Consider the following 25,033-nt stretch of genomic DNA (forward strand, 5'->3'; position numbering starts at 1 on the left):
GTACTCACAGGGGTGCCGGCTACAGCTGTTACAGGCGGGCTACGACGGCGGTCGCGGTAACGGCCGGCGCGCGGAAGCTGGCAAAGAGCCGGCTCAGGCCCTCGCGTCCCTCGGCCGTCAGATCGAAGGTGCGGCCGAACAGCAGCCATTCCGTACAGAGCCCGAGCATCATCCAATGCAGGGTCCGCGTCGCGGAGGCGGGGGTCCAGGTCTCGTGCATCTGCCCCTTGGCGAGCGCGCGGGAAAAAGCGAGTTCGAGCACGACATTGTGGTGCTCGTCGAGTTCCTTCTGGCGGGCGAGGACCTCGCCCAGGTCGCCGTCGTAATTGGTGCGCAGCATGATCGTCAGAATGCGCTGGCGCTGCTCGTCGGCGGCCAGAACATCCAGCCAGTCGCCCATGGCACCTTCGAGGATGGAGAGTGTATCGGCAGCTTCCGCTTCGATCTCGCGGGCGACCATGTCTTCCTGCGGCAAGGGCACAGCGTCGTGCAGCGCGAGGAACAGGTCGGTCTTGTTGGCAAAGTGCCAGTAGATGGCGCCACGGGTCACGCCGGCGGCCTTGGCTATTTCTTCGAGCGTCGTGTTCGAGACGCCCTTTTCGTAGAAGACGCGCTCGGCGGCGCTCAGGATCTTCTGTCTTGTTGCTTCTGCATCGGCCTTTGTTCGGCGCATTCATTCCTCCTCATGCGACGGCCCGCCAGAGGCGGGCCGTCCAGTCTTGTTTTATTCGGCGGGTGTCGGGTTTTCTGCGGCTGTCGGTGTGTTCTCCACCTTCTTTCGGCTGAAGAGCTTCGTGACGAACACGAAGAAGACAGGAACGAAGAAGATGGCGAGCACCGTTGCCGAGATCATCCCGCCCATGACGCCCGTGCCGATGGCGCGCTGGCTGCCGGAGCTGGCACCCGTGGCGATTGCCAGCGGCAGAACACCGAGCGTGAAGGCCAGCGACGTCATCAGGATCGGCCGGAAGCGAAGATGTGCCGCCTCCAGCGTCGCGTCGATCAGCGACTTGCCCTGCTCACGCAGTTCCTTGGCGAACTCGATGATCAGGATCGCGTTCTTGGCCGAGAGACCGATGATCGCGATCAGGCCAACCTTGAAGTAGACGTCATTCGGCATGTCGCGCATCATCACGGCGAGCACCGAACCGATGACGCCGAGCGGAACGACCATGATCACCGCCACCGGGATCGACCAGCTCTCATAGAGGGCTGCAAGGCACAGGAACACCAGAAGGCACGACAGCGCGATCAGGAGAGGCGCCTGGGTGCCGGACTGGATTTCCTGCAGCGACTGGCCGGTCCATTCGTAACCGAAGCCTGCAGGCAACTGGCCCGCCAGCCGTTGCATCTCGGCGATCGCGTCACCCGAGGAGTAGCCGTGGGCGGCTTCGCCGCTGATACGGACCGACGGGTAGCCGTTGTAGCCGATCGTCTGGGTCGACGCCTTGACCCACTCCACCGTCGCGAAGGCCGACAGGGGCACCATGCCGCCATTGGCGTTGCGGACGTTGAGGTTCAGGAGGTCGGCGGTCTGCATGCGCTGACCTTCGTCCGCCTGCACCGTTACGCGCTGCATGCGTCCGGCATTGGGGAAGTCGTTGACGTAGGACGAGCCGAGGTTGGTCGAGATCGTCGAGTTGATATCGGCGAAGGTCACACCGAAGGTGTTGGCCTTCTCGCGATCGATCGTGACGCTGACCTGAGCCGCATCGGGCATGCCCTCGAAGCGGACGCCGGAGAGCACCTTGCTCTCGGCGGCCATGCCGAGCAGCTGGTCGCGGGCCTGCGACAGCGCCGCCTGGCCGAGACCGCCACGGTCCTGCAGGCGGAACGAGAAGCCGCCGGTGGTGCCGAGGCCCTGGATCGCCGGCGGCGACAGCGCGAAGCTGATCGCATCCTTGATCTGGCTCATCGCCATCGTCGCCCGCATGGCGATCGACTGTGCGGCGTTGTCGGCGTCACGTTCCTTCCAGTCCTTCAGCGTCACGAAGGCGAGCGCTGCGTTCTGGCCGGTACCGAAGAAGGAGAAGCCGTTGATCGCGATGATGCGTTCGACTGCCGTTTCCTGGCCGAAGATCTTCTCGGCCTGCTCCACCACCTCGGTCGTGCGGTTGCCCGTTGCTTCCGACGGCAGCTGCATCATGACGATCACGAAGCCCTGGTCTTCGTCCGGAAGGAACGACGACGGCAGCTTCATGAACAGCCAGCCGAGACCGGCGAGCACCGCGACATAGACGATCATGTAGCGGCCGGTCCGGTGGACCAGGCGCTTCACGATGCCGCTATAGCCGTGCGACGTCTTGTCGAACGAGCGGTTGAACCAGCCGAAGAAGCCACGCTTGGCGTGATGATGACCCTTCGGAACCTGCTTCAGGAAGCTCGCGCAGAGCGCCGGTGTCAGCGACAAAGCGAGAAGTGCGGAGAACAGGATCGAGACGACCATCGTCAGCGAGAACTGGCGATAGATCACACCGACCGCGCCCGGGAAGAAGGCCATCGGAATGAACACCGAGGCGAGAACCAGCGTGATGCCGATGACGGCGCCGGTGATCTGCTTCATCGCCTTGCGGGTGGCTTCTTTCGGCGTTGCCCCTTCCTCGGACATGATGCGTTCGACGTTTTCGACGACGATGATCGCATCGTCGACGAGAATGCCGATCGCCAGCACCATGCCGAACATGGTCAGAACGTTGATCGAGAAGCCCATCGCCAGCATGACCGCGCAGGTGCCGAGGAGCGCCACCGGCACGACGAGCGTCGGGATGATGGTGTAGCGGATGTTCTGCAAGAACAGGAACATCACGATGAACACGAGCGCGACCGCTTCGACCAGCGTCGAAAGCACCTTCTCGATGGAAACGGCGACGAAGGGCGAGGTGTCGTAGGGAACCGAATATTCGAGGCCCTGCGGGAAGAACTTCGCCAGTTCGTCCATGCGTTCCTTGATGGCGGCCGAGGTCGACATGGCGTTGCCGCTCGGCGAAAGCTGGACGGCGATAGCCGCCGACGGCTTGCCGTTCAGGCGCGTCGAGAAGGCGTAGCTTTCGCCGCCGATCTCGATGCGGGCAACGTCGCGCAGGCGGACGGAGGAGCCGTCCGGATTGGCGCGAAGCACGATCGCACCGAACTCTTCGGCGCTTTCGAGCTGGCCCTTGACGACGACGGGCGCGCTGATCTGCTGGGTGATCGGGTTCGGCTGTGCGCCGATCGAGCCCGAAGCGATCTGGGCGTTCTGCGCCGTGATCGCATTGGTCACGTCCGCAGCCGTCAGGTTCAGACCCAGCATCTTGTCCGGATCGAGCCAGACGCGCATCGAGCGTTCCGTGGCAAACAGCTGCGCACGGCCGACGCCGGGCACGCGCTGGATTTCGCTAAGCACGTTGCGGCTTAGATAGTCGCCGAGGCCGATGGCGTCCATCGAGCCGTCGGTCGAGGTGAGAGCCACGATCATCAGGAAGCCAGAGCCGGCTTCATCGACCTGCACGCCCTGGCGCTTGACCGAATCGGGCAGGCGCGGTTCGACGCGGCGAACCCGGTTCTGGATGTCGACGGCCGCCTGTCCCGGGTCGGTGCCCGGTGCAAAGGTGGCGCTGATTTCGACCGAGCCGGAGGCGCTGGAGGTCGACTCGAAATAGAGCAGGCCTTCGACGCCGTTCAGCTCGTCTTCGATCAGTCGCGTGACGCTCTGATAGGTGTCTTGCGACGAGGCGCCGGGGTAGCTCGTGTTGATGGAGATCTGCGGCGGCGCGACGTCAGGATACTGCGATACCGGCAGAAGCGGAATCGCAATGACGCCGGCGACCATGATGAAGATCGCCACCACCCAGGCAAAAATAGGCCTGTCGATGAAAAAACTAGGCATCAATCAAACTCACTTTGTAGCTTCGGCAGGCTTTTCGTCGGCAGCGGCCGTTGTCTGCGCTGCTTCGGCAGTCGGCTTGGCGTCCGGGTTCCAGTCCGTCGGCTCGACGGGGGCACCGGGGCCGATCTTCTGGAAGCCTTCGACGATGACCTTTTCGCCGGCCTTGATGCCGGAGGTCACCTGCCAGCGGGTGCCGATCGTGCGGCCGAGGGTCACGTTGCGGAACTCGACCTTGTTGTCGGCGCCGACGACATAAACCTGCGACTGGCCGGCGTTGTTGCGCTGGACGGCCTGCTGCGGAACGGTGATCGCGTCCTTCTCGACGCCCTGCTGCACAAGTACGCGAACATACATGCCGGGAAGCAGGTCGTTGTCGGGGTTCGGGAATTCGCCGCGCAGGGTCACCTGGCCGGTCGTCGCGTCGACGGCGGCCTCCGAGAACAGGAGCTTGCCCTTGTGCTCATACGTGGTGCCGTCGTCGAGCACGAGCTGGACTTCGGCTTCCTCGCCGTCGCCGTTCATCATCTGGCCGTCCTCAAGCGCCTTGCGCAGGCGGATGAGGTCGGTCGCCGACTGGGTGAAGTCGGCGTAGAGCGGGTCGAGCTGCTGGATCGTCGCGAGATTTTCCGAGCTGTTGGTGCTGACGAGCGCGCCTTCGGTGATCAGCGCACGGCCGATGCGGCCGCTGATCGGTGCCGTCACGTCGGCATATTGCAGGTCGAGCTTGGCCGCCGCGAGGCCGGCTTCGGCGATCGCGACATCGGCGTCGGCGGTCGCAAGCAGCGCAGCCGCATCTTCCAGCTGCTGCGCGGCGACGACGTTCGCCTTCTTCAGCTGCTCCTGGCGATCGGCCTTCTGCTGGGCCTGCTGGCGAATGGATTGGGCGCGCCGAAGCGTTGCCTCTGCCTTTTCGACCTGGACGCGGAAGGGCGCGGGATCGATGCGGTAGAGCACGTCACCGGCATTGACCTTGGAGCCCTGCTGGAAGACGCGTTCGACGACAATGCCGGAAACGCGCGGACGGACCTCGGCGACACGGGTCGCGGCGATGCGGCCCGGAAGCTCGTTGGTGATCGGCAGGGTTTCGGTCTTGGTCGTGAAGACCGCGACGGCGGACGGTGGGAATGCGGCGGCGCCCTGTTGTGCTTCCTCTTTCTGGCAGCCGGAAAGAAGAATCACAGTTGCCAAGGCGGCGGCCAGTGTCGGTCGGTTCATGCGCATAGCGATGTCCATATTCGGTGACCGCAGGCGACAGGTGCATCTCGCAAGGTGCCCGTGCGGTCCGGAAGTGAAGGGGAGCGGAACCGGTATTGCTTGGGGAAAATACCGGAAAGCTAATATACAAACACAAATGTATGTTAAATCGCTTTGCAGCGCAACAGAGTCATTCAGCACAGCTATTCAAAAAATAAATAAGCCGCCACAAGGGGTTAGTCCCGTGGCGGCTGGTTTTCACGCAGCTGTGATGAGGCCTTAGCCTCAAAACGCATCAGGCGAGGACGCGGTCGTCGTCGCCGAAACGGTGCATGGCACCGACCGTCGGCGTCGCATAGACGATGTCGTCAGGCGCGTAGCGATGTTCGCCGAAGAGGCGGACGGTGATGGTGCCGACCTGCTCGGAATCGATATAGACGATGGTGTCGGCGCCGAGGTGCTCGACATGCACCACCTTGCCCTTCCAGTCGCCGCTCTCGCGTGAAAGCGCCATGTGCTCCGGGCGGATGCCGATCGTCTTGGCTTTGACATCGCCGAGCCGGGCGCCCTCGATGAAGTTCATCTGTGGCGAGCCGATGAAGCCAGCGACGAAGACGTTGGCCGGGCGGTTGTAGAGATCCATCGGCGAGCCGATCTGCTCGATCTGGCCGGCGTTGAGGACGACGATCTTGTCGGCGAGCGTCATCGCCTCCACCTGGTCGTGGGTCACGTAGATCATCGTTGCCTTCAGGCTTCGATGCAGCCGGGCAATCTCAAGCCGGGTGTTGACGCGCAGCGCCGCGTCGAGGTTCGAAAGCGGCTCGTCGAACAGGAAGAGCTTCGGTTCGCGCACGATCGCGCGGCCGATCGCCACGCGCTGACGCTGGCCGCCCGAAAGCTCGGCCGGGCGACGGGCCAGGTAGGGATCGAGCGACAGCATGTTCGCAGCCTTGCCGACCTTGTCCTCGATCTCCGCCTTCGGAGCGCCGGCCTGTTTCAGGCCAAGGCCCATATTGTCCTTCACCGACAGGTGCGGATAGAGCGCGTAGGACTGGAACACCATGGCGATGCCGCGCTTGGCGGGCGCCACGTGGCCGACTTCCGTGCCGTCGATCTGCACGCTGCCGGAGGTCGCGTCCTCGAGGCCAGCGATGGTGCGCAGCAAGGTCGACTTGCCGCAGCCCGACGGGCCGACGAAGATGACGAACTCGCCGTCCTTCACCTCGAGGTCGATGCCCTTCAGCACCTCATGGCTACCGTAGGCCTTGCGGATGGATTTGAGTTGAAGCGATCCCACCTGGTTGCCCCCTTTAAAGTTTGACTGGTCTGCCGGTGCGCACGCTTTCGTCTGCGGCAAGGCAGATGCGTAGCGACTGCACGGCGTCGTTCATGTGACGGTCGAGGTCGATGTTTTGGCGAATGGCCTTCAGCACATAGGCCTGCTCGCGGTCGCAGAGTTCCTGGTGGCCGGGCTCGCCGTCCATCTTCAGGTCCTCGTCGGCTTTCAGGAAGCGGCCATCGGGACCAGTTTCGGCGTTGTGCAGCCGGATCACCGCGGTCTTTGTGTGCATGTCGATGTCGTCGGACTTGGCATTCTGGTCCATGACGATCGACACCGATCCCTTCGGCGACATCACGTCCTTCACGAAGAAGGCGGTTTCCGAGATCATCGGCCCCCAGCCGGCTTCATACCAGCCGGCCGAACCATCCTCGAAGATCACCTGCAGGTGACCGTAATTGTACATGTCGGGCGCGATCTCGTCGGAGAGACGGAGCCCCATGCCGCGCACTTCCACCGGCTTGGCATCGGTGATCTGGCACATGACGTCGACATAGTGCACGCCGCAATCGACGATCGGCGACGTCGTCTTCATCAGCGACTTGTGCGTCTCCCAGGTCGGTCCGCTGGACTGCTGGTTCAGGTTCATGCGGAAGACATAGGGACCGCCGAGCTTGCGCGCTTCGGCGATCAGCCGGATCCACGAGGGGTGATGGCGCAGGATGTAGCCGATCACCAGCTTGCGGCCGTGCTTCTTCGCAGCCGCGACGACGCGCTCGGCGTCGGCGACGGTGGTTGCGAGCGGCTTTTCGACGAAGACGTCGGCGCCGGCCTCGAACGCCATGACCGCAAAGTCCGCATGGCTGTCCGAATAGGTGCAGATCGAGCAGAGCTCGGGCTTCAATTCGGCCAGGGCCGTCTTGAAGTCCGGATGGATCGTGTAGCCGCTCAGTTCCTCCGGCAGCGGCACCTTCGAGCGGTTGACGAGGCCGACGATCTCGAAGCCGGGATTGTTGTGATAGGCGAGCGCATGGCTGCGCCCCATGTTGCCGAGCCCCGCGACGAGGACCCGGACCGGTTTGCTGCTTGCACTCACTTGACTGCTCCTGCCGTGATGCCGCGGATCAGTTGCCGCGAGAAGATGACGTAGAGGACGAGAACCGGAAGGATGGCGAGCGACAGTGCCGCCAGAACCGCGTTCCAGTTGGTGACGAACTGGCCGATGAAGATCTGCGAGCCGAGCGTCACGGTCTTGGTGGCTTCGGCCGGCGCGAGGATCAGCGGGAACCAGAGATCGTTCCAGATCGGGATCATCGTGAAGACCGCGACGGTTGCCATGGCCGGACGGACGAGCGGCAGAACCAGGCGGAAGAAGATCGAATATTCCGACAGCCCGTCGATGCGCCCGGCGTTCTTCAAGTCATCCGAGACCGTGCGCATGAACTCCGAGAGAATGAAGATCGCGAGCGGCAGGCCTTGGGCCGTATAGACGAGGATCAGTGCCGTCAGCGTGTTGACGAGGTTGGCAGCGACCATGCCCTGCAGAATGGCGACGGTGCCGAGACGGATCGGGATCATGATGCCGATCGCGAGATAAAGGCCCATGAGCGTGTTGCCACGGAAGCGGTATTCCGACAGCGCGAAGGCGGCCATCGCCCCGAAGAGCAGCACCAGCGCGATCGAGACGATCGTGACGATGAAGCTGTTCTGGAAATAGGTGGCGAAGTCCCCCTGGCCAAGGACGGTCTGATAGCCGATCAGGCTGAAGGTCTGCGGCGTCGGGATCGTCAGCGGCGCCCGAAAGATCGCGTTGCGATCCTTGAACGAGTTGATGATCGTCAGGAACACCGGAAACAGCGAGATGAGCGTGTAGGCGATGAGCGCTGCATGCACGAAGCCGGTGCGGAGAAATGAATCGCGTGCTTTCGACATCTCCGGTCTCCTCAGAACTGGTAGCGGCGCATGCGGCGCTGAATGACGAAGAGGTAGAGCGAGACGCCGGCGAGGATGATGAGGAACATCACCGTGGCGATCGTCGCGCCCATCGAGCGGTCGCCGAGCTGCAGCTGGAAACCGAAGAAGGTGCGGTAGAGCAGCGTACCGAGAATGTCGGTCGAGCCGTCGGGACCGGCAAGCGCGCCCTGCACCGTGTAGACCAGGTCGAAGGCGTTGAAGTTGCCGACGAAGGTCAGGATCGAGATGATGCCGATGGCGGGCAGGATCAGCGGCAGCTTGATCTTCCAGAACTGGCTCCAGCCGGTGACGCCGTCGCATTCGGCAGCCTCGATTACCTCATCCGGAATGTTGAGCAGGGCGGCATAGATCAGCATCATCGGGATGCCGACATATTGCCAGACCGAGATCAGCGACACGGTGATGAGCGCCGAGCCCGGCTTGCCGAGCCAGGGGGCAAACAGCGACTTCAGGCCGACGAGGTCGAGCATGCCGGGTGCCACGCCCCAGATCGGCGACAGGATCAGCTTCCAGATGAAGCCGACGATCACGAAGGAGAGCAGCGTCGGCAGGAAGATCGCCGTGCGGTAAAAAGTGACGAAGCGCAGCTTCGGGATCGACAACATGGCGGCGAGCGCAACGCCGATCGGGTTCTGCACGCACATGTGGATGATGAAGAAGATGACGTTGTTCTTCAGCGCATTCCAGAAGTCGTGCGCCCAGCGCTCTTCGCCAAACAGCGTCTGGAAATTCGCAAGGCCGACAAAGGTCGACTGGCCGTCGACCGTGTTGAACAGCGAAAGCCTGAGCGTCTCGATCAACGGCAGGATCATCACCGCCGAATAGACCAGGAAGGCCGGCAGCAGGAAGACGAGGATGTGCCAGCGTTTCGGCCGCCTTGCGGTCGGCTGTCCCTCTTGCACTGAAAGAGCGTCACTCATGGATCCATCCGTTTCTAGAAGACCGGTCCCCAGACAATCATGATGCGCACCGGCGCCACGCGGCCGGTCGCGCCGCATGCCGTCTGCCCCTTTATCGAGGGCTCATGACGAAGGTTAAGTCTATCGCGTTCTTTTGCAAACGACTGCGTCGGTGGCCTCCCACTGTGGGAGGCCGGTGACGCTTCGGCTGGGGGAGTGCCGTCATTCGGCATGTCGCCCCGCCCGGTCCCTACGGCATCCTTAAATCCATCCGGCTAAAGGTGCTCTATGCACGTCCAGAACGTGCGGCGCTGTAGGGCCGACCCTCCCCAAGAAGGGGAGGGAACCTGTTGCGCTTACGTCTTACTTCGCCGGCTTGTACCAGGCGTCGAGGCCCTTCTGCAGCTTCTCGGCGGCAACCTCAGGCGTATCCGTGCCGTTGATCACGTTGGCCGATTCGACCCAGGTCTCATTTTCCAGGCTCGGGGTGCCGCGTGCCAGGATCTGGTAGGTCGAGCGGATCGTCGGCTTGCACTTTTCGCGCCAGGAGACGAATTCCTGGGCGAGCGGATCGGTCATCTTCACCGGGGTCGAGTTGAGGCTGAAGAAGCCCGGCAGTGCGTTGGCGTAGATGTCGGCGAACTCAGGCGAAGCAACCCAGGTCAGGAAGGTCTTGGCCTGCTCGGCATGTGCGCTCTTGGCATTGAGGCCGATACCGATGTCGTTGTGGTCCGAAATGTAGCAGGTGTCGCCAGCATTTTTGACCGGCGGCGGGAAGGCGCCCATCTTGAACTGAGCCTGGGTGTTGAACAGGCCGATCTCCCACGAGCCTGCCGGATAGATCGCGGCGCGGCCGAGCGTGAAGAGGTTCTGGCTGTCCGGGTAGGTCTGGGCTTCGAAGCCGTCGCCGAGATAATCCTTCCACTTGGCAAGAACGCGGTAGGGCTCGACCCACGGCTCGTCGGTCAGCTTCTGCTCGCCCTTGATCAGCGCGGCGCGGCCTTCCTCACCCTTCCAGTAGTTCGGGCCGATGTTCTGGTAGCCCATGGTTGCGGCTTCCCAGAGATCCTTGGTGCCCATCGCCATCGGGATGTAGTTACCGTCGGCCTTGATCTTGTCGAGGGCAGCGAAGAATTCCGCTTCCGTCGTCGGGATCTGGATGCCGAGTTGGTCGAAGGCGTCCTTGTTGTAGATGAAGCCGTGGATGACCGATGCCATAGGCACGCAGAAGGTGGCCTTGCCGTCGTCGGTGGTCCAGGCGGACTTGGCGACCGGCGAGAAGTTTTCCATGCCCGGCAGGCTCGTCAGGTCGGCGAGGTGCTTCTTGTTGTAAAGTTCGAGCGAGACGTCGAACGGACGGCAGGTGACGAGGTCGCCTGCGGAGCCGGCGTCGAGCTTGGCGTTGAGCGCGGCATTGTATTCGGTCGGTGCCATCGGGGCGAACTTGACCTTGATGCCCGGGTTCTTGGCTTCGAAGGCCGGGATCAGCTTTTCCTGCCAGATCGCCAGGTCGTCGTTGCGCCAGCTTTCGATGGTCAGCGTCACGTCCTCGGCGTGCGCCAGCCCGGCCGTGCCGAGAATGCTCGACGCAAGCAGCAGGCCCTTGATAGTCGTACGGGTCATTCAGCTTCTCCCTCTTATGTTGCGCCGTTTTGGCGCGGTTTGAATCCCAGGCTTATGTCAGGCCGTGACGATATCGATCGCCCGGCGCAGGTTCTGTCTGGCCTCTTTCAGTGCCGCCTCCGCGACCGCAACGTCCTTCGCGCCAGAGGCGAGAAGGATTGCGACCTTGACCGAGCCGGAGGCCATGTTGATCAGCCGGCCGGCCTCGCCAGCGCCGATGCCGGTAATGTCGGTAACGATGCGGATTGCGCGGCCGTGCAGCTTGATATTGTCGGCGCGCAGGTTGACCATGTGGCCGTCGAGGACGTGCCCGAGTTGAATGCCGACCAGCGTCGAGAACATGTTGAAGGCGATCTTCTGCGCGGTACCGGCGCCCATGCGCGTCGAACCGGAAACCACTTCCGGGGGCGTCTGCAGAAGGATCGAAACGTCGGCGTCCTTGAACAGCGCCGCACCAGGATTGTTGGCGACAGCGATCACCTTGGCGCCCAGCTTGCGGGCCTCGTCGGCCGCGGCGAGCGCGTAAGGGGTGGAGCCGCTGGCGGAAACGGAAACAAGGCAGTCGCCCGCGCCGATGCCGGCCTTGCGGACGTCGTTGCGGGCAAGGTCCATGTCGTCTTCATAGCCGCCCGCAAGGTCGCTCAGGCTGGCGGTGCCGCCGGCAAGCAGAACGACGATCTGGTCCTGGGGAATGCCGTAGGTGCCGGGCAGTTCGAGCGCATCGGCCATGGCCATCAGGCCGGAACTGCCAGCGCCCGCATAGGCGAGACGCCGGCCGGATGCGAGGGATTCGGCCGCGAGCGATGCGGCAGCCGCAATCGACTCGATCGCCGCGTCGACGGCCTTGGTGGCCGCCTGCTGGCCGGACGCGAGCAGCCGGAGCGCCAGCGCCGGATGCATAAGATCCAGGCCCTTGGCGTTGTCGTGGCGCTCTTCGGTCTTGGCTGACGGCATGGGTTGTATCTCCTCTTGGTCAAATTAATGCCAAAAAAATACCAATTGTCCAGCAGAATTTAAGTTTTGACGTCTTAAAAAACTAAACAGCTAAATTAGCCCTTGAATTTCAACGTATTGCAACGAAAACGAAACTGCAGACGGATTCAGGCTTGGTTATTGGTATTTTTTTGGTATCCTCAATGGGCGGAGGTACTCATGACAAATTACCTGATCGGAATCGATGGCGGCGGAACGAGCTGCCGGGCTGCCGTGGCATCGGCGGACGGGCGCATTCTCGGGCGCGGCAAGGCGGGTGCGGCCAATATCCTGACAGACCCGGAAACCGCGCTTGCCAATATCGGTGAGGCCGCACGCGCCGCCTTTATGGAAGCGGGCCTTGATCCCCAGGGCATAACCGCTGCCAAGGCGATCGTCGGTGTCGCCGGGCACAATGTCGGCGACGCCGTGCATTATGTTAAGCGCCGCCTGCCGTTCGCCGCAGCCGATATCGAATCCGATGGCTTGATTGCCCTTCAGGGCGCGCTCGGCAATCATGACGGTGCGGTCGCTATTCTCGGTACCGGCAGCATCTATATCCTTCGCCAGGGCGAAACCGTCAGCTATGTCGGCGGCTGGGGCTTCACCATCGGCGACCATGGCAGCGGTGCACGCATCGGTCATGCGCTTCTGCAGGAAAGCCTGCTTGCCTTCGACAATATTCATGAAGCCTCGGCGGTCACCGACAGCGTCCTTGCCGAATTCAACAACGAGGCGCGCGACGTCGTCGATTTCGCCCGCCTCGCCAAGCCCGGGGAATTCGGCCGCTATGCGCCGCGTGTTTTCGAAGGCGCCGCCGCCGGCGACCCGGTTGCCGTGCGCATCCTGAAAGCCGCTGCCCTCACAGTGGACGAGGCGCTTGATGTCGTCGTTGCAAGAGGCTGCGAAAGATTGTGCCTTCTTGGCGGATTGGCGCCGCTCTATCGCCCCTGGCTTGCCGATCGGCATCAGGCCCTGCTCGTCGAGGCGGAAGCCGACGCGCTGACCGGATCGGTCGCCGTTGCCGCCCAGCGTTTCGGCACCCAGGCGAGGGCAGGCGCATGACGCACCAGCTCGCTTCCATTCTGCCGCTCGAGGGTCTGCAGTCCGGAGGGTCGGGGCCGCTCTATCTCAAGCTTCGGCAATCGCTCGAAGACGCGATCCAGTCGGGCAAGTTGAACCACGGCGACGCTCTGCCGCCCGAGCGTGATCTTGCCGACTACGCCAACATCAGCCGCGTCACCGTGCGCAAGGCGGTGGACGATCTCGTGCGCGACGGCCTGCTGGTTCGCCGCCACGGCTCCGGCACCTTCGTCGTCAAGCCGGTCTCCAAGGTGCAGCAGTCGCTCTCGCGGCTGACCTCGTTCACGGAAGACATGGCGCGCCGCGGCCTGAACACCCATGCCCGCTGGCTGGAGCGCGGCCTGTTTCACCCCTCTCCGGATGAGATGATGGCGCTCGGCCTTCCGGCCGACGCGCTGGTTGCCCGGCTCGGGCGCCTGCGCATCGCCGACGACATGCCGCTTGCCATCGAGCGCGCCAGCATTTCGGCGGAGTTCCTGCCGGACCCGCAGGCCGTCACCTCGTCTCTCTATACTGCGCTCGACAAGACCCGCTCGCGACCGGTTCGCGCCGTGCAGCGCATCTCCGCCTGCAACATCAAGGATCCGGATGCCTCGATGCTCGGCGTCGCCGTCGGTTCGGCCGGCCTTTCCATCGAACGTGTCTCCTATCTCGCATCGGGACGCGTCGTCGAATTCACCCGCTCGCTCTACCGGGGCGATGCCTATGACTTTGTCGCGGAACTGACGCTGTCGGAATCCTAAAAGCGACGGCTCCGCCAAGAAAGGGAATTGACCATGCAGACCAATATGCGCCGAGAAATCGACGAGATCCCCGAAGCCGCCCAGCGTCTGCTGGAACGCTCCGCCGACCAGCTGAAGGCCGCCGGCGCCGCACTGCGCGCCAAGGATCCGGCCTTCCTCGTCACTATCGCCCGCGGCTCCTCCGACCATGCGGCGCTGTTCCTCAAATATGCGATCGAGCTGCAAGCCGGCGTGCCCGTCGCTTCGCTCGGCCCGTCGCTCGCCTCGATCTACGGTGCCAAGCTGAAGCTCGGCGGTGCCGCGGCGATCGCGATTTCGCAGTCGGGCAAGAGCCCGGATATCGTCGCCATGGCAAAGGCTGCAACCGATGCCGGCGCGGTCTCGATCGCGCTCACCAACACGCTGCCGTCGCCGATTTCAGAGGCCTGCACCAACCCGCTCGACATCTTGGCCGGTCCGGAAATCGCCGTTGCCGCCACGAAGTCATACGTCAATTCGATCGTCGCTGGCCTTGCCGTGCTCGGCGAATGGACCGGCGACGCTGCACTTCAGCGCGCGGTCGCCGACCTGCCGAACCAGTTTGCCAAGGCCGTGAAGCTCGACTGGCAGGCCTTTGCCGACGATCTCGGCGAAGCCGAATCGCTCTATGTGCTCGGCCGCGGCCCGGCGCTCGCCATCGCCAGCGAAGCGGCGCTGAAGTTCAAGGAAACCTCCGGCATGCATGCGGAAGCCTATTCGGCGGCCGAAGTGCTGCACGGGCCGGTGGCGCTCGTCGGCGCCAAGTTCCCGGTGCTGACGCTTGCCGCCCGTGATGCGGCCGAGACGTCGGTTGCCGGCATTGCCGACGGTATGGCGGAAAAGGGCGCGGTGGTTCATGCTACCTCGAACCTCGCCGTCAAGGCCAAGCGCCTGCCGTTCGTCGAGACCGGTCACCCGATCACCGACGCGCTGACGCTGATCCTGCCGTTCTACGGTTTCGTCGAGGCCTGGTCGCGTTCGCGCGGTCTCAATCCCGATGCGCCGGCAAGCCTCAAGAAGGTAACGGAGACGAGATGAGCGAGAGGAAGGCAATCACCGGCACCCGCCTGTTCGACGGCGTCGAATGGCACGACGGCTGCGCCCTCGTCATCGAAGCTGGTCGCGTCAAGGCGATCGTGGCGTCGGCCGACATTCCCGCCGACGCCGAACGGATCGATGCCCACGGCATGCTGCTGGTGCCGGGTTTCATCGACCTGCAGGTCAACGGCGGCGGTGGTGCGCTTCTGAACGAGGAGCCGACCGTCGAAGGCATCCGGCAGATCTGCTCGGCCCATGCCAAGTTCGGCACCACGGCGCTTCTGCCGACGCTGATCACCGATACGCGCGAAATCCGAAGCGCCACCATCAAGGCCGGCCTTGAGGCAAAGGCGGCCGGTGTGCCCGGTTTCCTCGGGCTGCATCTCGAAGGCCCGCATCTTTCGGTCGCGCGCAAGGGTGCTCATGATCCGAAACTGATCCGGTCGATGGACGATGCCGATCTCGCCGAAATGCTCGATTGCGCCAAGGCGCTCGGTGTCCTGATGGTGACTGTGGCGCCGGAAAACGCCAGCAGGGAGCAGGTAAAGGCGCTCGCCGATGCCGGTGCCGTCGTCAGCCTCGGCCACACGGATGTCGGCTATGAAACTGCGGTCGCCTACGCCAAGGCGGGTGCACGTACCGTCACTCACCTCTTCAATGCCATGAGCGGTCTCGGCCATCGCGAGCCGGGCGTGGTCGGTGCTGCGCTTGCCACCGGCACGCTGCATGCGGGCCTGATTGCCGACGGCTATCACGTCGAGCCGGCGTCGATGGGCGTGGCGCTGCGCGCCAAGGTGGGGCCGGGCCAGATCTTTCTCGTCACGGACGCGATGTCGCCGATCGGCACCGACATGAAGAGCTTCCAGCTCAATGGCCGCGAAATCCTGCGCGAAGGTGGCCGCTTGACGCTTGCCGACGGCACGCTTGCCGGCGCCGACATCGACATGCTGTCTTCGGTGCGCTTCGTGCACGAGAAGCTTGGCCTCCCGGTCGAGGAAGCCCTTCGCATGGCGTCCGCCTATCCCGCCGATGCCATGGGGCTTGCCACTCACAAGGGACGGCTGAAGCCCGGAGCGGACGCCGATTTCGTGTTGCTCACGCCTGAACTCGGCATGGGCTCCACCTGGATTGGCGGCGACCAGGTCTACGCAGCCTGATTGCCGCTTACGAGAAGATTTGACAAGAAGACCCGGAAAGCGCTCCGCTCTCCGGGTCTTTCCTATGAGGGAAGGAAAGGCGCCGATCAGCGCGGGCTGCGGGCCGCAAGCTTCACCTTCATCGCCCGCACCGTCTCCGGATCGGTGCGGCGCCGATCGGAAGAAACGAACCCCATATCGACCAAGCGTGGATCCTGAGCCGGCTCACTAATCGAGCAGGAGGAGTGCACCTCGCTGACCGTGAGGTGATCGAGCAGAGCGTCGACCGTCTTCAGCGTGACGCCGGATCCCGGCATGATCGACAGCCTGGCCTTGGCAAGGCCGATGATTTCGCTAAGGCGGTCGATCGCCTGCGGCGCGCTCCTGGCCCCGCCTGAGGTGAGAATGCGCTCGAAGCCAAGGTCGACTGCGATTTCCATCGCCTCGGCGAAATCCGGGACGAGGTCGAAGGCCCGGTGCAGCGTCATGCCGAGTCCGGCCGCATGGCCGCTGAGCTTGGTGAGCATCGACGTGTCGAGCCGGCCATCGGCAAGCGAGGCGCCGAGCACGACGCCGGCCAGACCGGCATCCCGCACCGCGTCGATATCGCGGCGCATCGCGTCGAGGTCAGCGGTTGAGAAAATGAAGTCGCCGGGCCGCGGCCGGATCATCGCGTAGACGGGCACTCGTGGCGGGCCAGCCAGCGCCATAAGGCCGGGATTGGGCGTGAGGCCACCGACGGAAAGGGCGGCGCAAAGCTCGATCCGGTCGGCGCCGCCTTCGATGGCCGCGTAAAGCCCGTCGGCATCGTCGACGCAGACTTCGAGTTTGATGTCGCTCATGCCTTGTCTCCTGAAAGCCCGAGCAGCGCCGCGCCGATGAGGCCGGGCTCGATCCGGCATTCGCCGCGCACAACCAACGGCCGGTCGAACCGCCGCAGAATCCGGCTACGCACCGCCTTGTCGATCTCGGCGAGCAGTTCCTCGGCATTGGAAAGGCCGCCGCCGACGGGCACGATCGTCGCACCCGTGATGTTGATGACGAGCGCCAGCGGTGAGCTGACGAGATCGACGAGCAGGTCGACCGTGCGTTTCGCCTCGGCGTCGCCAACCTTCCAGGCCTCGATGATCTCGTGGCTCGAAAGCGTCTTGCCATGGGCCGTCTGGTGCAGCCGTTCCAGCCCGCGGGCGCCGCCGACGGTATCGACGCAGCGCTTCTGGCCGCAGCCGCAGGCATAGGCGGGAATCGCCATTGGTGGATCCCCGGCCTCCGACGCGATCGCCGGGCCATGGCCCCATTCGCCGGCGAATCCGCCATCGGCATTGATCAGCCGGCCGTCGATGACAAGGCCGCCGCCGACCCCGGTGCCGAGGATGGCACCAAAGACGATGCGATGACCGCGCCCTGCACCCGCTCCGGCCTCGGCCAGCGCAAAACAGTCGGCGTCATTGGCGATCTTCACCGGCAGATGCAGCGCCGCCTCGAGTTCAGCAACCAGTTCGAGCCCGTCGATGCAGGGAATGTTGGCGCATTTGATGCGCCGCGTCTCGGGATCGATCACGCCGGTGATCGAGATCGCCACGCAGTCCGGGTGTCCGCCCGCTTCGTCCAGAACCGATTCGAGCGCCTGCACGAACTGGCGGAAATTGGTAAGCGGCGTGGTTCGGCGCGGCAACGGAAAGATCCGGTCGCGCGAATGCACGATCGCGCCTTTGATTGCAGAGCCGCCGATATCGAAACAGACGATCATGCCTCACCCCGGATGATCGCCTCGGCCGAAAGCGCCACCGAAAGCAGCCGGTCGTCCTGGTGATGCGGGGCCGCAAGCTGGAAGCCGACCGGCATTTCCGCCGCCCCGAGCCCGCAAGGAATGGAGATGCCGCAGAAATCCAGGAAGTTGCCGATCGAGGTGTTGCGCAGCGTCTTGCCGTTGATCTTGAAGAACAGCTCGTCGTCTTCGAGAAGCGGCGCGATCGGCGGGGCGACATGGGGCAGCGTCGGGTGGGCGATGAGTTCGTTCGGCTTCAGACTTTCGACCGTCTCGTGGATCAGCTGGTCGCGCGCGTCGAGGAGCGCGATGTAGTCGGGCATGGAGATCTTCTCGCCGAGCCGCGTGCGGGCGACGACGCGTGGATCCATCGCGTTGGCCTCGGGCCCGGCCAGACGCTCGCGGTGCAGCGCATAGGCCTCCGCCGTCACCAGGGCGCCGTGGCGGGCCATCAGCCCGAACACGGCCGAGAAGGATGGAAAAGCGCGGCGGCTGACGGCAACGCCCGCCTTCTCGAGCCGCTTGATCGCGTCCTCGAAGGCCTCGACGACTTCCGGCTCCGCATCGTCGAACACCACTGTTTCCGGGATCACCAGCGCGATGCTCGAGAGGTCGGCGCGGCGCACGGTCGGCGCCGTCAGCCCGTGCATGGCGGCGTCCACCCAGACGGCATCCTGTACCGTGTGGCAGAGTGGCCCGAGCGAATCGAGGCTTTCAGCCAGCGGAAAAATGCCCTTCATCGCATAGCGGCCGCGCGTCGCCTTGTAGCCGACGATGCCGGTGAAGGCTGCGGGAATGCGGACAGATCCGCCGGTGTCGGTACCGATGGCCGCCGGCACCAGTCCGGCCGCAACCGCGACCGCCGAGCCCGACGACGAGCCGCCGGGAATGCGCTCGACGTCGGTGGCCGCCGGGTTGCGCGGCGTGCCGTAGTGCGGGTTGAGGCCAAGGCCGGAGAAGGCGAATTCACTAAGGTTGGTGCGACCGACACTGACCATGCCGGCGGCGGAAACGGCGGCGACCACAGGCGCGTCGCTCGTTGCCGGCGCGTTCGTCCGAAGCACGGCCGAGCCGGCGGTCGTAACGTTGCCGGCGGTGTCGAACAGGTCCTTCCAGGCGACCGGCAGGCCGTCGAGCAGACCGAGCGACCGCCCGGCCCTCAGACGCTTCGAGGCAGCCTCCGCATCCCGCGTCGCGCGCTCCGGCGTCAGCTCGACAAAGATGGCGTAATCGCCGTGTGCGTCGATCGCCGCATAGGTTTCCTTGGCGAGCTCCACCGGATCCAGCTTGCCGCTCTGCACCAGCACCGAAAGGCTGGCGAGTGTCTTTTGTTCTGTCATGTCATCCTCCGCGGAGCGCTGCTGCCGGCATCCCGTATGTCTACAATATCGCCGCTCCCGGCGTTTTCCATGCTTCCCTTAGACGAGGCGCATGAATCTTGCATAAAGACGGGTGCCTGCCGGGACTATCTTGTCGCCGGTAGCGCCTCTGCCTACATGCACCATCGAACCTTGGCCCATGCTGGAGAGCGATGATGATCCTGGACGCGGCGCGACTGTCGCTTGCCAATCTGTTTGCACCCGAGACCCGATCGGTCTTCTGGAAGGTGCTGGGCCTGACGATCCTTGCGCTTGTCGCCCTGTGGTTTGCGGTGCGCGAAGTGTTCATCTGGCTCGCCTTGCCCTGGATCGACACGCTGATGCCGGGCACGCCCGTCTGGGCCGGCTGGCTGACCTTCGTGCTCGGCATCTTCGCAAGCCTTGGCCTGGCCCTGGCGCTCGCCCTGCTTCTTGCGCCCGTCACCGCACTGATCGCCGGCTTCTTCCTCGACGACGTCGCCGACGTCATCGAGAAGCGTGACTATCCGAACGAGCCCCCGGGACGGCCGCTGCCGCTCGGCGAGGCGGTTGCCGGCTCACTGAAGTTCCTGGGCGTCGTGATCCTCGGCAACCTCCTGGCGCTGGTGCTGCTGCTCGTTCCGGGCGTCAATCTCGTCGCCTTCTTCCTGGTCAACGGTTATCTGCTCGGTCGCGAATTCTTCGAGTTTGCGGCGATGCGCTATCGCGCGCCGGCGGAAGCGCGGCTCTTCCGGGAAAAGCACCGCTCGACCGTCTTTCTCGCGGGTCTACTGCTCGCGGGCTTCCTGGCTGTGCCCTTCGTCAACCTTTTGACGCCGCTCTTTGCTGCCGGCCTGATGGTGCACCTGCACAAGCGTCTTTCGGCTAGGGATCCCGGGTTCTCGCTGCGTGTGGCGGCGAAGGCATAAGGCCTTGCTTGACATAAGGCCGGCTGTGGCCAATCTGCCGGCAAACGGCGCCGCGCGCCCATGGAGTTTGCAAGAATGAGCAACACCGACGAACGGATCACCCGCCTCGAGGAGACCGTGGCCCATCAAGCCAAGACCATCGAGGAGCTTTCCGATCAGCTTGCCGAGCAATGGAAGGTGGTCGAGCAGGCGCGCGCCAAGCTCGACCGGCTGACAGAAAGGTTCCTGACGCTCGAAGAGCAGTCTCTCGACGCGCCGGCAATCACGAAGCCGCCGCATTACTGATCACCGCGCTCACGTCAGGACAAGCAAAAAAATGGCCGCCGGTCCAATGAACCGGCGGCCTTTTTCATGACGCAAGCGCTGCTCTTAGTAAGGGCAGGACTCGTCGCTCATGTAGTCGTGGACCTGGACCTTGCCGGCAATGATTTCGGCTTTCACCTTTTCCACCGCGTCGAGCATCTCGGGCGTGATCAGCGCCTTGTTGTTGTCGTCGAGCGCGTAGCCGACGCCGTCTTCCTTGAGGCCGAGGTTGGAAATGCCGAATTCGAACTTGTCGTTCTTGGCTGCCGTGAAGGCTTCGTAGACGGCGACGTCGACGCGCTTCAGCATCGAGGTCAGGACCTTGCCCGGCTGCAGGGCGTTCTGGTTGCTATCGACGCCGATGCCGAGCTTGCCCGCATCTGCGGCTGCCTGCAGAACGCCGACACCGGTGCCGCCGGCTGCGTGGTAGACGACATCCGAGCCCTGGTCGATCTGGGACTTGGCGATTTCGCCGCCCTTGACCGGGTCGTTCCAGGCGTCCGGCGTCGTGCCGGTGTAGGCTTCCAGAACCTTGACGTCAGCGCCGGTCGACTTGGCGCCGCCAACGTAGCCACAGGCGAACTTGTGGATCAGCGGAACGTCCATGCCGCCGACGAAGCTGACGGTCTTCGACTTGGAAGCGAGACCGGCGAGAACGCCGACGAGGTAGGAGCCTTCCTGTTCCTTGAAGACGACCGACTTGACGTTCGGCTTCTCGACGACCATGTCGATGATCGCGAACTTGATATCCGGATATTCCGGCGCGATCTTCTCGAGCGAAGCCGCCCAGTTGAAGCCGGCCATGACGATCGGGCTGTTGCCGTCGCTGGCGAAGCGGCGCAGCGCCTGTTCGCGCTGGGCATCGTTGGCGATTTCGAACTCGCGGTATTCGACGCCCGATTCCGTCTTGAACTTCTCGGCGCCGTTAAAGGCAGCCTCGTTGAAGGATTTGTCGAACTTGCCGCCGAGATCGTAGATGATCGCCGGCTTGATGTCGGCGGCCAGTGCCGTGGCGGACATCATCGAAAAGGCAAAAAGACCGAGAATTGTTTTTTTCATCGTGCAGCCCTGTTGTCGCTATTGATCTTATTGGGTCCTCCCGCCGGCTCCCTGACGGAAGCCTGTCTGCGGAACCCACCCCCTTCTCCTTGGGGCTAGGGTGGCGCATCCTTGCACGGTCACGGCAAAAAAACACTCAAAATTTTTCAGATGGTAAAAATTGAAGCCACGGATACCGGCACGCGTAAGGCACGGGTTCTGTTGCATTTTTTGAGATCACGACAAGGTGTCCCGGTCGGTTCGGCGCGGCCTCAGGGTTGTGGGTATCGCGACCGCGCGCGGGATGCCATCCGCGGGGTATGCGTCTAGTGGCCGATCGGGCAGCTGACGCCGGTGCCGCGCAGGCCGCAATAGCCGCTGGGGTTCTTCGCCAGATATTGCTGGTGGTAGTCCTCGGCGAAATAGAACGGTCCCGCCATGCCGATCTCGGTCGTCACCCTGCCGCCGTGATTGGCGTGCTTCAGCGCCGTCTGGAAAGTGGTGCGCGCGGCCTTGGCGTGCGCCAACTGCTCGTCGTCGTAGGCATAGATCGCCGAGCGGTAGGTGGTGCCGATATCGTTGCCCTGGCGCATGCCCTGCGTCGGGTCGTGTTCCTCAAAGAAGGTCCTGAGCAGGCTCGCGAGCTTCACCTTTTCCGGATCATAGACGACCAGGACCACTTCGGCATGGCCGGTAAGCCCTGTCGTCGTTTCCTGGTAGGTCGGGTTCGGTGTCAGCCCGCCGGCATAGCCGACCGCCGTCACGTAGACGCCGGGGATGTTCCACAGCAATCGTTCGGCGCCCCAGAAGCAGCCCATGCCCAGAAGGATGCTCTTGGTGTCGTCGGGGTAGGGACCTTTCAACGGTCGGCCGGAAACGAAATGTGTCTCGGCCGTCGGGATCGCGGCGTCACGGCCCGGCAGCGCCGTCTGCGTGTCCGGCATGATCGTTTTCTTGTTGAACATGTCGATCAGGAACATCAGCACACTCCTTTCGATGCGAAGGCCGCCTGCAATGCGTCAGGCGGCGAATCGTCCGGCCGCCGGCCGCTTCTTGTATCCGACCATCCATAGCACGAGGGCGATCAGCGCCAGCACCGCAAAGGCCGGCTGTTGCAGCAGCCAATGCAGCATCCCGTGCCAGATCGTCGGTGCGGTATCGGAACGTTGCGCAAACTGGACCCAGCTTGCCGTGTCGGCGCCAAGCGCCTCCAGGTCGTCGCCGAGCGACGTCATGACCAGTTCCGATGCTGCGACCGACTGGATCGCGTCGACGGCACCGGCAAGCACGGCGGCAAACAACACGACGGCGCTCGCCAGCCTCAATAGAAATCGCATTGGATTGCATTCCCTTCAATTCGCTGGCTGGCGCCAGTCATCGGCTCGGCGCGTCGCCCTGCCGCATCTTCTCCGATCGCCCGTGCCTCGGACAAGGCCCGACAATGAAAATATGCGGCAATCTGGCATGCCGGAGGATGTGGCCGAGACGGGCCGGACGCATCGGACACGCCCTGACGCAAGAGATAAGCCCCTTGCCCGGAGTGCACAATGGGAACCGGGAACCCGCCCGCGTCACAAGATGTCAATAATCTGTCAGAAAGCAGTTGATCCCGGGCAAATCATCGGTATATAGACGCGCGTCCGCCGGTTATCAGCCGGCTGACGCCGAAGGGCCCCGCCCTTCCCATCCAGCCGGATTGACCATCGGCTGCTGACGGATGGACAGGTGGCCGAGTGGTTGAAGGCGCACGCCTGGAACGCGTGTATACGTGAAAGCGTATCGAGGGTTCGAATCCCTCTCTGTCCGCCATTTCCCCCTTGTTCTGTTTCCATTACCAATGCGCATTAAGCGCTACCCTTGTCCTATCTACTGGCGGGTATTGATCTGAGGCGCCGTGACAACGTCGGTGCGCAAAGTCGCGTCCTTTCTTTTCTCCTCCTGCTGAACAGCGCACTTGTTATTGAGATAAGTCAGTGCTTATGTGTTTGGCATGATCGAGAACGAGATATTCCGAGCCCTGGCTGACCCCACGCGCCGCGCCATCTTCGAGAAGCTTGCTGACGGAAGCATGAATGCCAGCGCTTTGCGGGAAGGTATGGACATAAGCCAGCCGGCCATGTCCCAGCACATTTCCGTGTTGCGGAGTGCCGGGTTGGTGAAGGAGCAGCGGCAAGGTCGGTTCGTAAACTACGAAGTCGACCCGGACGGGCTGGCGCAAATTGCGCAGTGGCTCGCGAAATACCGTGCCTACTGGCCGGCACGCATCGAAGCTCTGAAGATCTTGCTGAAGGATATGGACCAATGAACCACGAAATCAGCGCCCCGGACGATAACAGCCTTGAGCTGGAATACGAACTCGACGAGGCGCCGCAGAAGGTCTGGCGCGCAATCAGCATCCCGGCGTTTCGCGAAAACTGGCTACCGAAAGAGGCATTGGCCGACCCCGATGGCGCCGTCGTCGTGCCTGGAGAAGAGGTCCGCTACAGGCTGCGCGAAACCGAAGCTCCGTTTCTCGAAAGTACGGTCACATTCCGGATCGCCCCGATTGGTTCGGGCGGCACCCGGCTGCGGATCGTCCACGAACTGCCGAATGTTCGCGGCGGTCGCGTGACCAGGACGGCCGCGAACAGCAACGATACTCTCATGCTCGCCGCCTAGACCGGCGAGCTTCCCCTCAATCTCTGGATAAATGGAGTTCGCCGATGCGCGAAGCGATGCAACTCGTCCCTATGGTCGTCGAGCAGTCGAACGGTGGAGAGCGGTCGTTCGACATCTATTCCCGCCTGCTGCGCGAGCGAATCATCTTTCTCAACGGTGAGGTGAACGACACGGTCTCTGCGCTGGTCTGCGCCCAGATGCTTCTTCTCGAAGCGGAAAACCCGAAGAAGCCCATCCATCTCTATATCAATTCGCCGGGCGGCGTGGTGACCAGCGGTTTCGCCATGTACGACACCATGCGCTACATCCGGGCACCGGTGCATACACTGTGCATGGGGACCGCACGGTCGATGGGTTCGTTTCTGCTGATGGCCGGCACGCCGGGCCAACGGGCCGCCTTGCCCAATGCCAGCATCCTCGTGCACCAGCCATCGGGCGGTTTTCAGGGCCAGGCGTCCGACATGCAGATCCATGCCGAGGAGATCCTTCGCACCAAGCAGCGCATGACGCGCCTCTATGCGGAACATTGCGGACGGACCTACGAGGAGTTCGAACGCGCTATGGACCGGGACCGTTTCATGACCGCGGAAGAAGCATTGGAATGGGGCCTGATCGACACCATCCTGAAGGTTCGCGACGACGGCGAGCCGGCGGCCTCCAGCGGCTTTGCCCTCTAACGGTCTGTCACTGTTCGGCGGGCTACCGGCCGATAACGGATGGTCCGCTGCCGAGCCCCTCGAAGGCGCCCCCCTGCCAAGGGAGTATCCCCGACGTCCGAATCGCCTGGCGCTAAAAAATCGTCGCCCGCGCGATCCGTTTCGCCTCTCCGCTTCGTCTTTGGTGCATCCGCAACGAAGGAGAAGCACCATGACCACTGCACCCGTCACTCTCGTCAACGTTCTGAAGGTCGAACCCGGCAAGCAGGAGCAGTTGATCGCGCTGTTGAAGCGCAACATCGACACCGTCATCCGCACGCTCGGCGGCTGGCGGACGAGCCGGCTGATTGCTGCCAGGGATGGCGCCAGCGTCATCATCTATTCGGAATGGGAGACGCCCGCGGCCGTCGAGGCGATGCGCGCCGATGTCAGGATGAAGGCCTATTTCCCACAGATCCTCGAACTGGCGAGCCTCGAATCGGTCATCGGTGAGGTGGTCCTCAGCGATCACAGCTGATGT

At 63.4% G+C, this 25,033-nt stretch carries 25 protein-coding genes and 1 tRNA gene; 11 read left to right on the forward strand and 15 right to left on the reverse strand.

What is annotated here, in order from left to right:
* Positions 1 to 28: 28 nt before the first annotated feature.
* The 9 genes from FA04_RS18485 to FA04_RS18525 form a co-directional block, all read right to left on the reverse strand.
* Positions 29 to 673: a TetR family transcriptional regulator gene (locus FA04_RS18485; protein WP_034804901.1), complete on the reverse strand. Its 645-nt coding sequence runs from the start codon at positions 671 to 673 to the stop codon at positions 29 to 31.
* Positions 674 to 724: 51 nt separating this feature from the next.
* Entirely contained in the window at positions 725 to 3,865 is a 3,141-nt protein-coding gene (locus FA04_RS18490; protein WP_034804897.1) for an efflux RND transporter permease subunit, read from the reverse strand.
* Positions 3,866 to 3,874: 9 nt separating this feature from the next.
* On the reverse strand, positions 3,875 to 5,086 hold the full coding sequence (locus FA04_RS18495; RefSeq protein ID WP_472323144.1) for an efflux RND transporter periplasmic adaptor subunit: 1,212 nt from the start codon (positions 5,084 to 5,086) through the stop codon (positions 3,875 to 3,877).
* A 268-nt stretch (positions 5,087 to 5,354) separates the two neighbouring features.
* Positions 5,355 to 6,356, reverse strand: coding sequence for an ABC transporter ATP-binding protein (locus FA04_RS18500; RefSeq protein ID WP_034804877.1), 1,002 nt, complete (start codon positions 6,354 to 6,356; stop codon positions 5,355 to 5,357).
* Positions 6,357 to 6,369: 13 nt separating this feature from the next.
* Entirely contained in the window at positions 6,370 to 7,434 is a 1,065-nt protein-coding gene (locus FA04_RS18505) for a Gfo/Idh/MocA family protein (protein WP_034804874.1), read from the reverse strand.
* The gene (locus tag FA04_RS18510; protein WP_034804872.1) at positions 7,431 to 8,270 is read right to left on the reverse strand and encodes a carbohydrate ABC transporter permease; all 840 of its coding nucleotides are present in this window, start codon (positions 8,268 to 8,270) and stop codon (positions 7,431 to 7,433) included. Before FA04_RS18510 ends, FA04_RS18505 begins: the two co-directional genes overlap by 4 nt.
* Before the next feature lie 11 nt (positions 8,271 to 8,281).
* Complete coding sequence (locus tag FA04_RS18515; RefSeq protein WP_034804869.1) at positions 8,282 to 9,232, reverse strand: carbohydrate ABC transporter permease; 951 nt, start codon at positions 9,230 to 9,232, stop codon at positions 8,282 to 8,284.
* Positions 9,233 to 9,574: 342 nt separating this feature from the next.
* Entirely contained in the window at positions 9,575 to 10,834 is a 1,260-nt protein-coding gene (locus tag FA04_RS18520) for an ABC transporter substrate-binding protein (RefSeq protein ID WP_034804866.1), read from the reverse strand.
* A 57-nt stretch (positions 10,835 to 10,891) separates the two neighbouring features.
* Complete coding sequence (locus FA04_RS18525; protein WP_034804861.1) at positions 10,892 to 11,788, reverse strand: N-acetylmuramic acid 6-phosphate etherase; 897 nt, start codon at positions 11,786 to 11,788, stop codon at positions 10,892 to 10,894.
* A 198-nt stretch (positions 11,789 to 11,986) separates the two neighbouring features.
* Here FA04_RS18525 and FA04_RS18530 point away from each other — a divergent pair, with 198 nt between their 5' ends.
* The 4 genes from FA04_RS18530 to nagA are packed head-to-tail and all read left to right on the forward strand — an operon-like array spanning position 11,987 to position 15,845.
* Complete coding sequence (locus tag FA04_RS18530) at positions 11,987 to 12,871, forward strand: glucosamine kinase nucleotide-binding domain-containing protein (protein ID WP_034804858.1); 885 nt, start codon at positions 11,987 to 11,989, stop codon at positions 12,869 to 12,871.
* A complete protein-coding gene (locus tag FA04_RS18535; RefSeq protein WP_034804855.1) occupies positions 12,868 to 13,632 on the forward strand; it encodes a GntR family transcriptional regulator in 765 nt (254 codons plus the stop codon). The genes FA04_RS18530 and FA04_RS18535 overlap by 4 nt, the downstream gene beginning before the upstream one ends.
* A 33-nt stretch (positions 13,633 to 13,665) precedes the next feature.
* Positions 13,666 to 14,688: an SIS domain-containing protein gene (locus tag FA04_RS18540; protein WP_034804852.1), complete on the forward strand. Its 1,023-nt coding sequence runs from the start codon at positions 13,666 to 13,668 to the stop codon at positions 14,686 to 14,688.
* Positions 14,685 to 15,845: an N-acetylglucosamine-6-phosphate deacetylase gene (gene nagA, locus FA04_RS18545; protein ID WP_034804849.1), complete on the forward strand. Its 1,161-nt coding sequence runs from the start codon at positions 14,685 to 14,687 to the stop codon at positions 15,843 to 15,845. The genes FA04_RS18540 and nagA overlap by 4 nt, the downstream gene beginning before the upstream one ends.
* Before the next feature lie 86 nt (positions 15,846 to 15,931).
* Here the strand turns inward: nagA and FA04_RS18550 are convergent, their stop codons facing one another.
* Genes FA04_RS18550 through FA04_RS18560 form a run of 3 tightly spaced genes read right to left on the reverse strand, consistent with a single transcriptional unit; the run spans position 15,932 to position 18,932 of the window.
* The gene (locus tag FA04_RS18550) at positions 15,932 to 16,666 is read right to left on the reverse strand and encodes a copper homeostasis protein CutC (protein ID WP_034804846.1); all 735 of its coding nucleotides are present in this window, start codon (positions 16,664 to 16,666) and stop codon (positions 15,932 to 15,934) included.
* The gene (locus tag FA04_RS18555; RefSeq protein ID WP_034804842.1) at positions 16,663 to 17,574 is read right to left on the reverse strand and encodes an ROK family protein; all 912 of its coding nucleotides are present in this window, start codon (positions 17,572 to 17,574) and stop codon (positions 16,663 to 16,665) included. Before FA04_RS18555 ends, FA04_RS18550 begins: the two co-directional genes overlap by 4 nt.
* The gene (locus FA04_RS18560; RefSeq protein WP_034804840.1) at positions 17,571 to 18,932 is read right to left on the reverse strand and encodes an amidase; all 1,362 of its coding nucleotides are present in this window, start codon (positions 18,930 to 18,932) and stop codon (positions 17,571 to 17,573) included. Before FA04_RS18560 ends, FA04_RS18555 begins: the two co-directional genes overlap by 4 nt.
* A gap of 194 nt (positions 18,933 to 19,126) precedes the next feature.
* Here FA04_RS18560 and FA04_RS18565 point away from each other — a divergent pair, with 194 nt between their 5' ends.
* Complete coding sequence (locus FA04_RS18565) at positions 19,127 to 19,858, forward strand: sulfate transporter family protein (protein ID WP_034804837.1); 732 nt, start codon at positions 19,127 to 19,129, stop codon at positions 19,856 to 19,858.
* 75 nt (positions 19,859 to 19,933) lie between these two features.
* The gene (locus tag FA04_RS18570) at positions 19,934 to 20,143 is read left to right on the forward strand and encodes a SlyX family protein (protein ID WP_034804834.1); all 210 of its coding nucleotides are present in this window, start codon (positions 19,934 to 19,936) and stop codon (positions 20,141 to 20,143) included.
* Positions 20,144 to 20,227: 84 nt separating this feature from the next.
* Here the strand turns inward: FA04_RS18570 and FA04_RS18575 are convergent, their stop codons facing one another.
* The 3 genes from FA04_RS18575 to FA04_RS18585 form a co-directional block, all read right to left on the reverse strand.
* Positions 20,228 to 21,220: a BMP family lipoprotein gene (locus FA04_RS18575; protein WP_034804831.1), complete on the reverse strand. Its 993-nt coding sequence runs from the start codon at positions 21,218 to 21,220 to the stop codon at positions 20,228 to 20,230.
* Positions 21,221 to 21,525: 305 nt separating this feature from the next.
* On the reverse strand, positions 21,526 to 22,179 hold the full coding sequence (gene msrA / locus FA04_RS18580; protein ID WP_034804828.1) for a peptide-methionine (S)-S-oxide reductase MsrA: 654 nt from the start codon (positions 22,177 to 22,179) through the stop codon (positions 21,526 to 21,528).
* 39 nt (positions 22,180 to 22,218) lie between these two features.
* Positions 22,219 to 22,536 carry a membrane protein gene (locus tag FA04_RS18585; protein ID WP_034804825.1) on the reverse strand — a complete coding sequence of 106 codons (318 nt, stop codon included), beginning with the start codon at positions 22,534 to 22,536 and terminating at the stop codon, positions 22,219 to 22,221.
* Between the two features lie 382 nt (positions 22,537 to 22,918).
* Between FA04_RS18585 and FA04_RS18590 the strand changes: the two genes are divergently transcribed.
* The 5 genes from FA04_RS18590 to FA04_RS18610 all read left to right on the forward strand — a co-directional run bounded on the left by FA04_RS18590 (position 22,919) and on the right by FA04_RS18610 (position 25,030).
* Positions 22,919 to 23,008 (forward strand) — tRNA-Ser (locus FA04_RS18590).
* A gap of 181 nt (positions 23,009 to 23,189) precedes the next feature.
* Positions 23,190 to 23,504 carry an ArsR/SmtB family transcription factor gene (locus FA04_RS18595; protein ID WP_034804822.1) on the forward strand — a complete coding sequence of 105 codons (315 nt, stop codon included), beginning with the start codon at positions 23,190 to 23,192 and terminating at the stop codon, positions 23,502 to 23,504.
* The gene (locus FA04_RS18600) at positions 23,501 to 23,857 is read left to right on the forward strand and encodes an SRPBCC family protein (RefSeq protein ID WP_034804820.1); all 357 of its coding nucleotides are present in this window, start codon (positions 23,501 to 23,503) and stop codon (positions 23,855 to 23,857) included. The genes FA04_RS18595 and FA04_RS18600 overlap by 4 nt, the downstream gene beginning before the upstream one ends.
* 44 nt (positions 23,858 to 23,901) lie before the next feature.
* Complete coding sequence (locus FA04_RS18605) at positions 23,902 to 24,534, forward strand: ATP-dependent Clp protease proteolytic subunit (RefSeq protein ID WP_034804815.1); 633 nt, start codon at positions 23,902 to 23,904, stop codon at positions 24,532 to 24,534.
* 190 nt (positions 24,535 to 24,724) lie between these two features.
* On the forward strand, positions 24,725 to 25,030 hold the full coding sequence (locus FA04_RS18610) for a putative quinol monooxygenase (protein ID WP_051659687.1): 306 nt from the start codon (positions 24,725 to 24,727) through the stop codon (positions 25,028 to 25,030).
* The last annotated feature ends 3 nt before the right edge of the window (positions 25,031 to 25,033 follow it).

It is taken from the genome of Ensifer adhaerens (assembly GCF_000697965.2).
Classification (GTDB): domain Bacteria; phylum Pseudomonadota; class Alphaproteobacteria; order Rhizobiales; family Rhizobiaceae; genus Ensifer; species Ensifer adhaerens.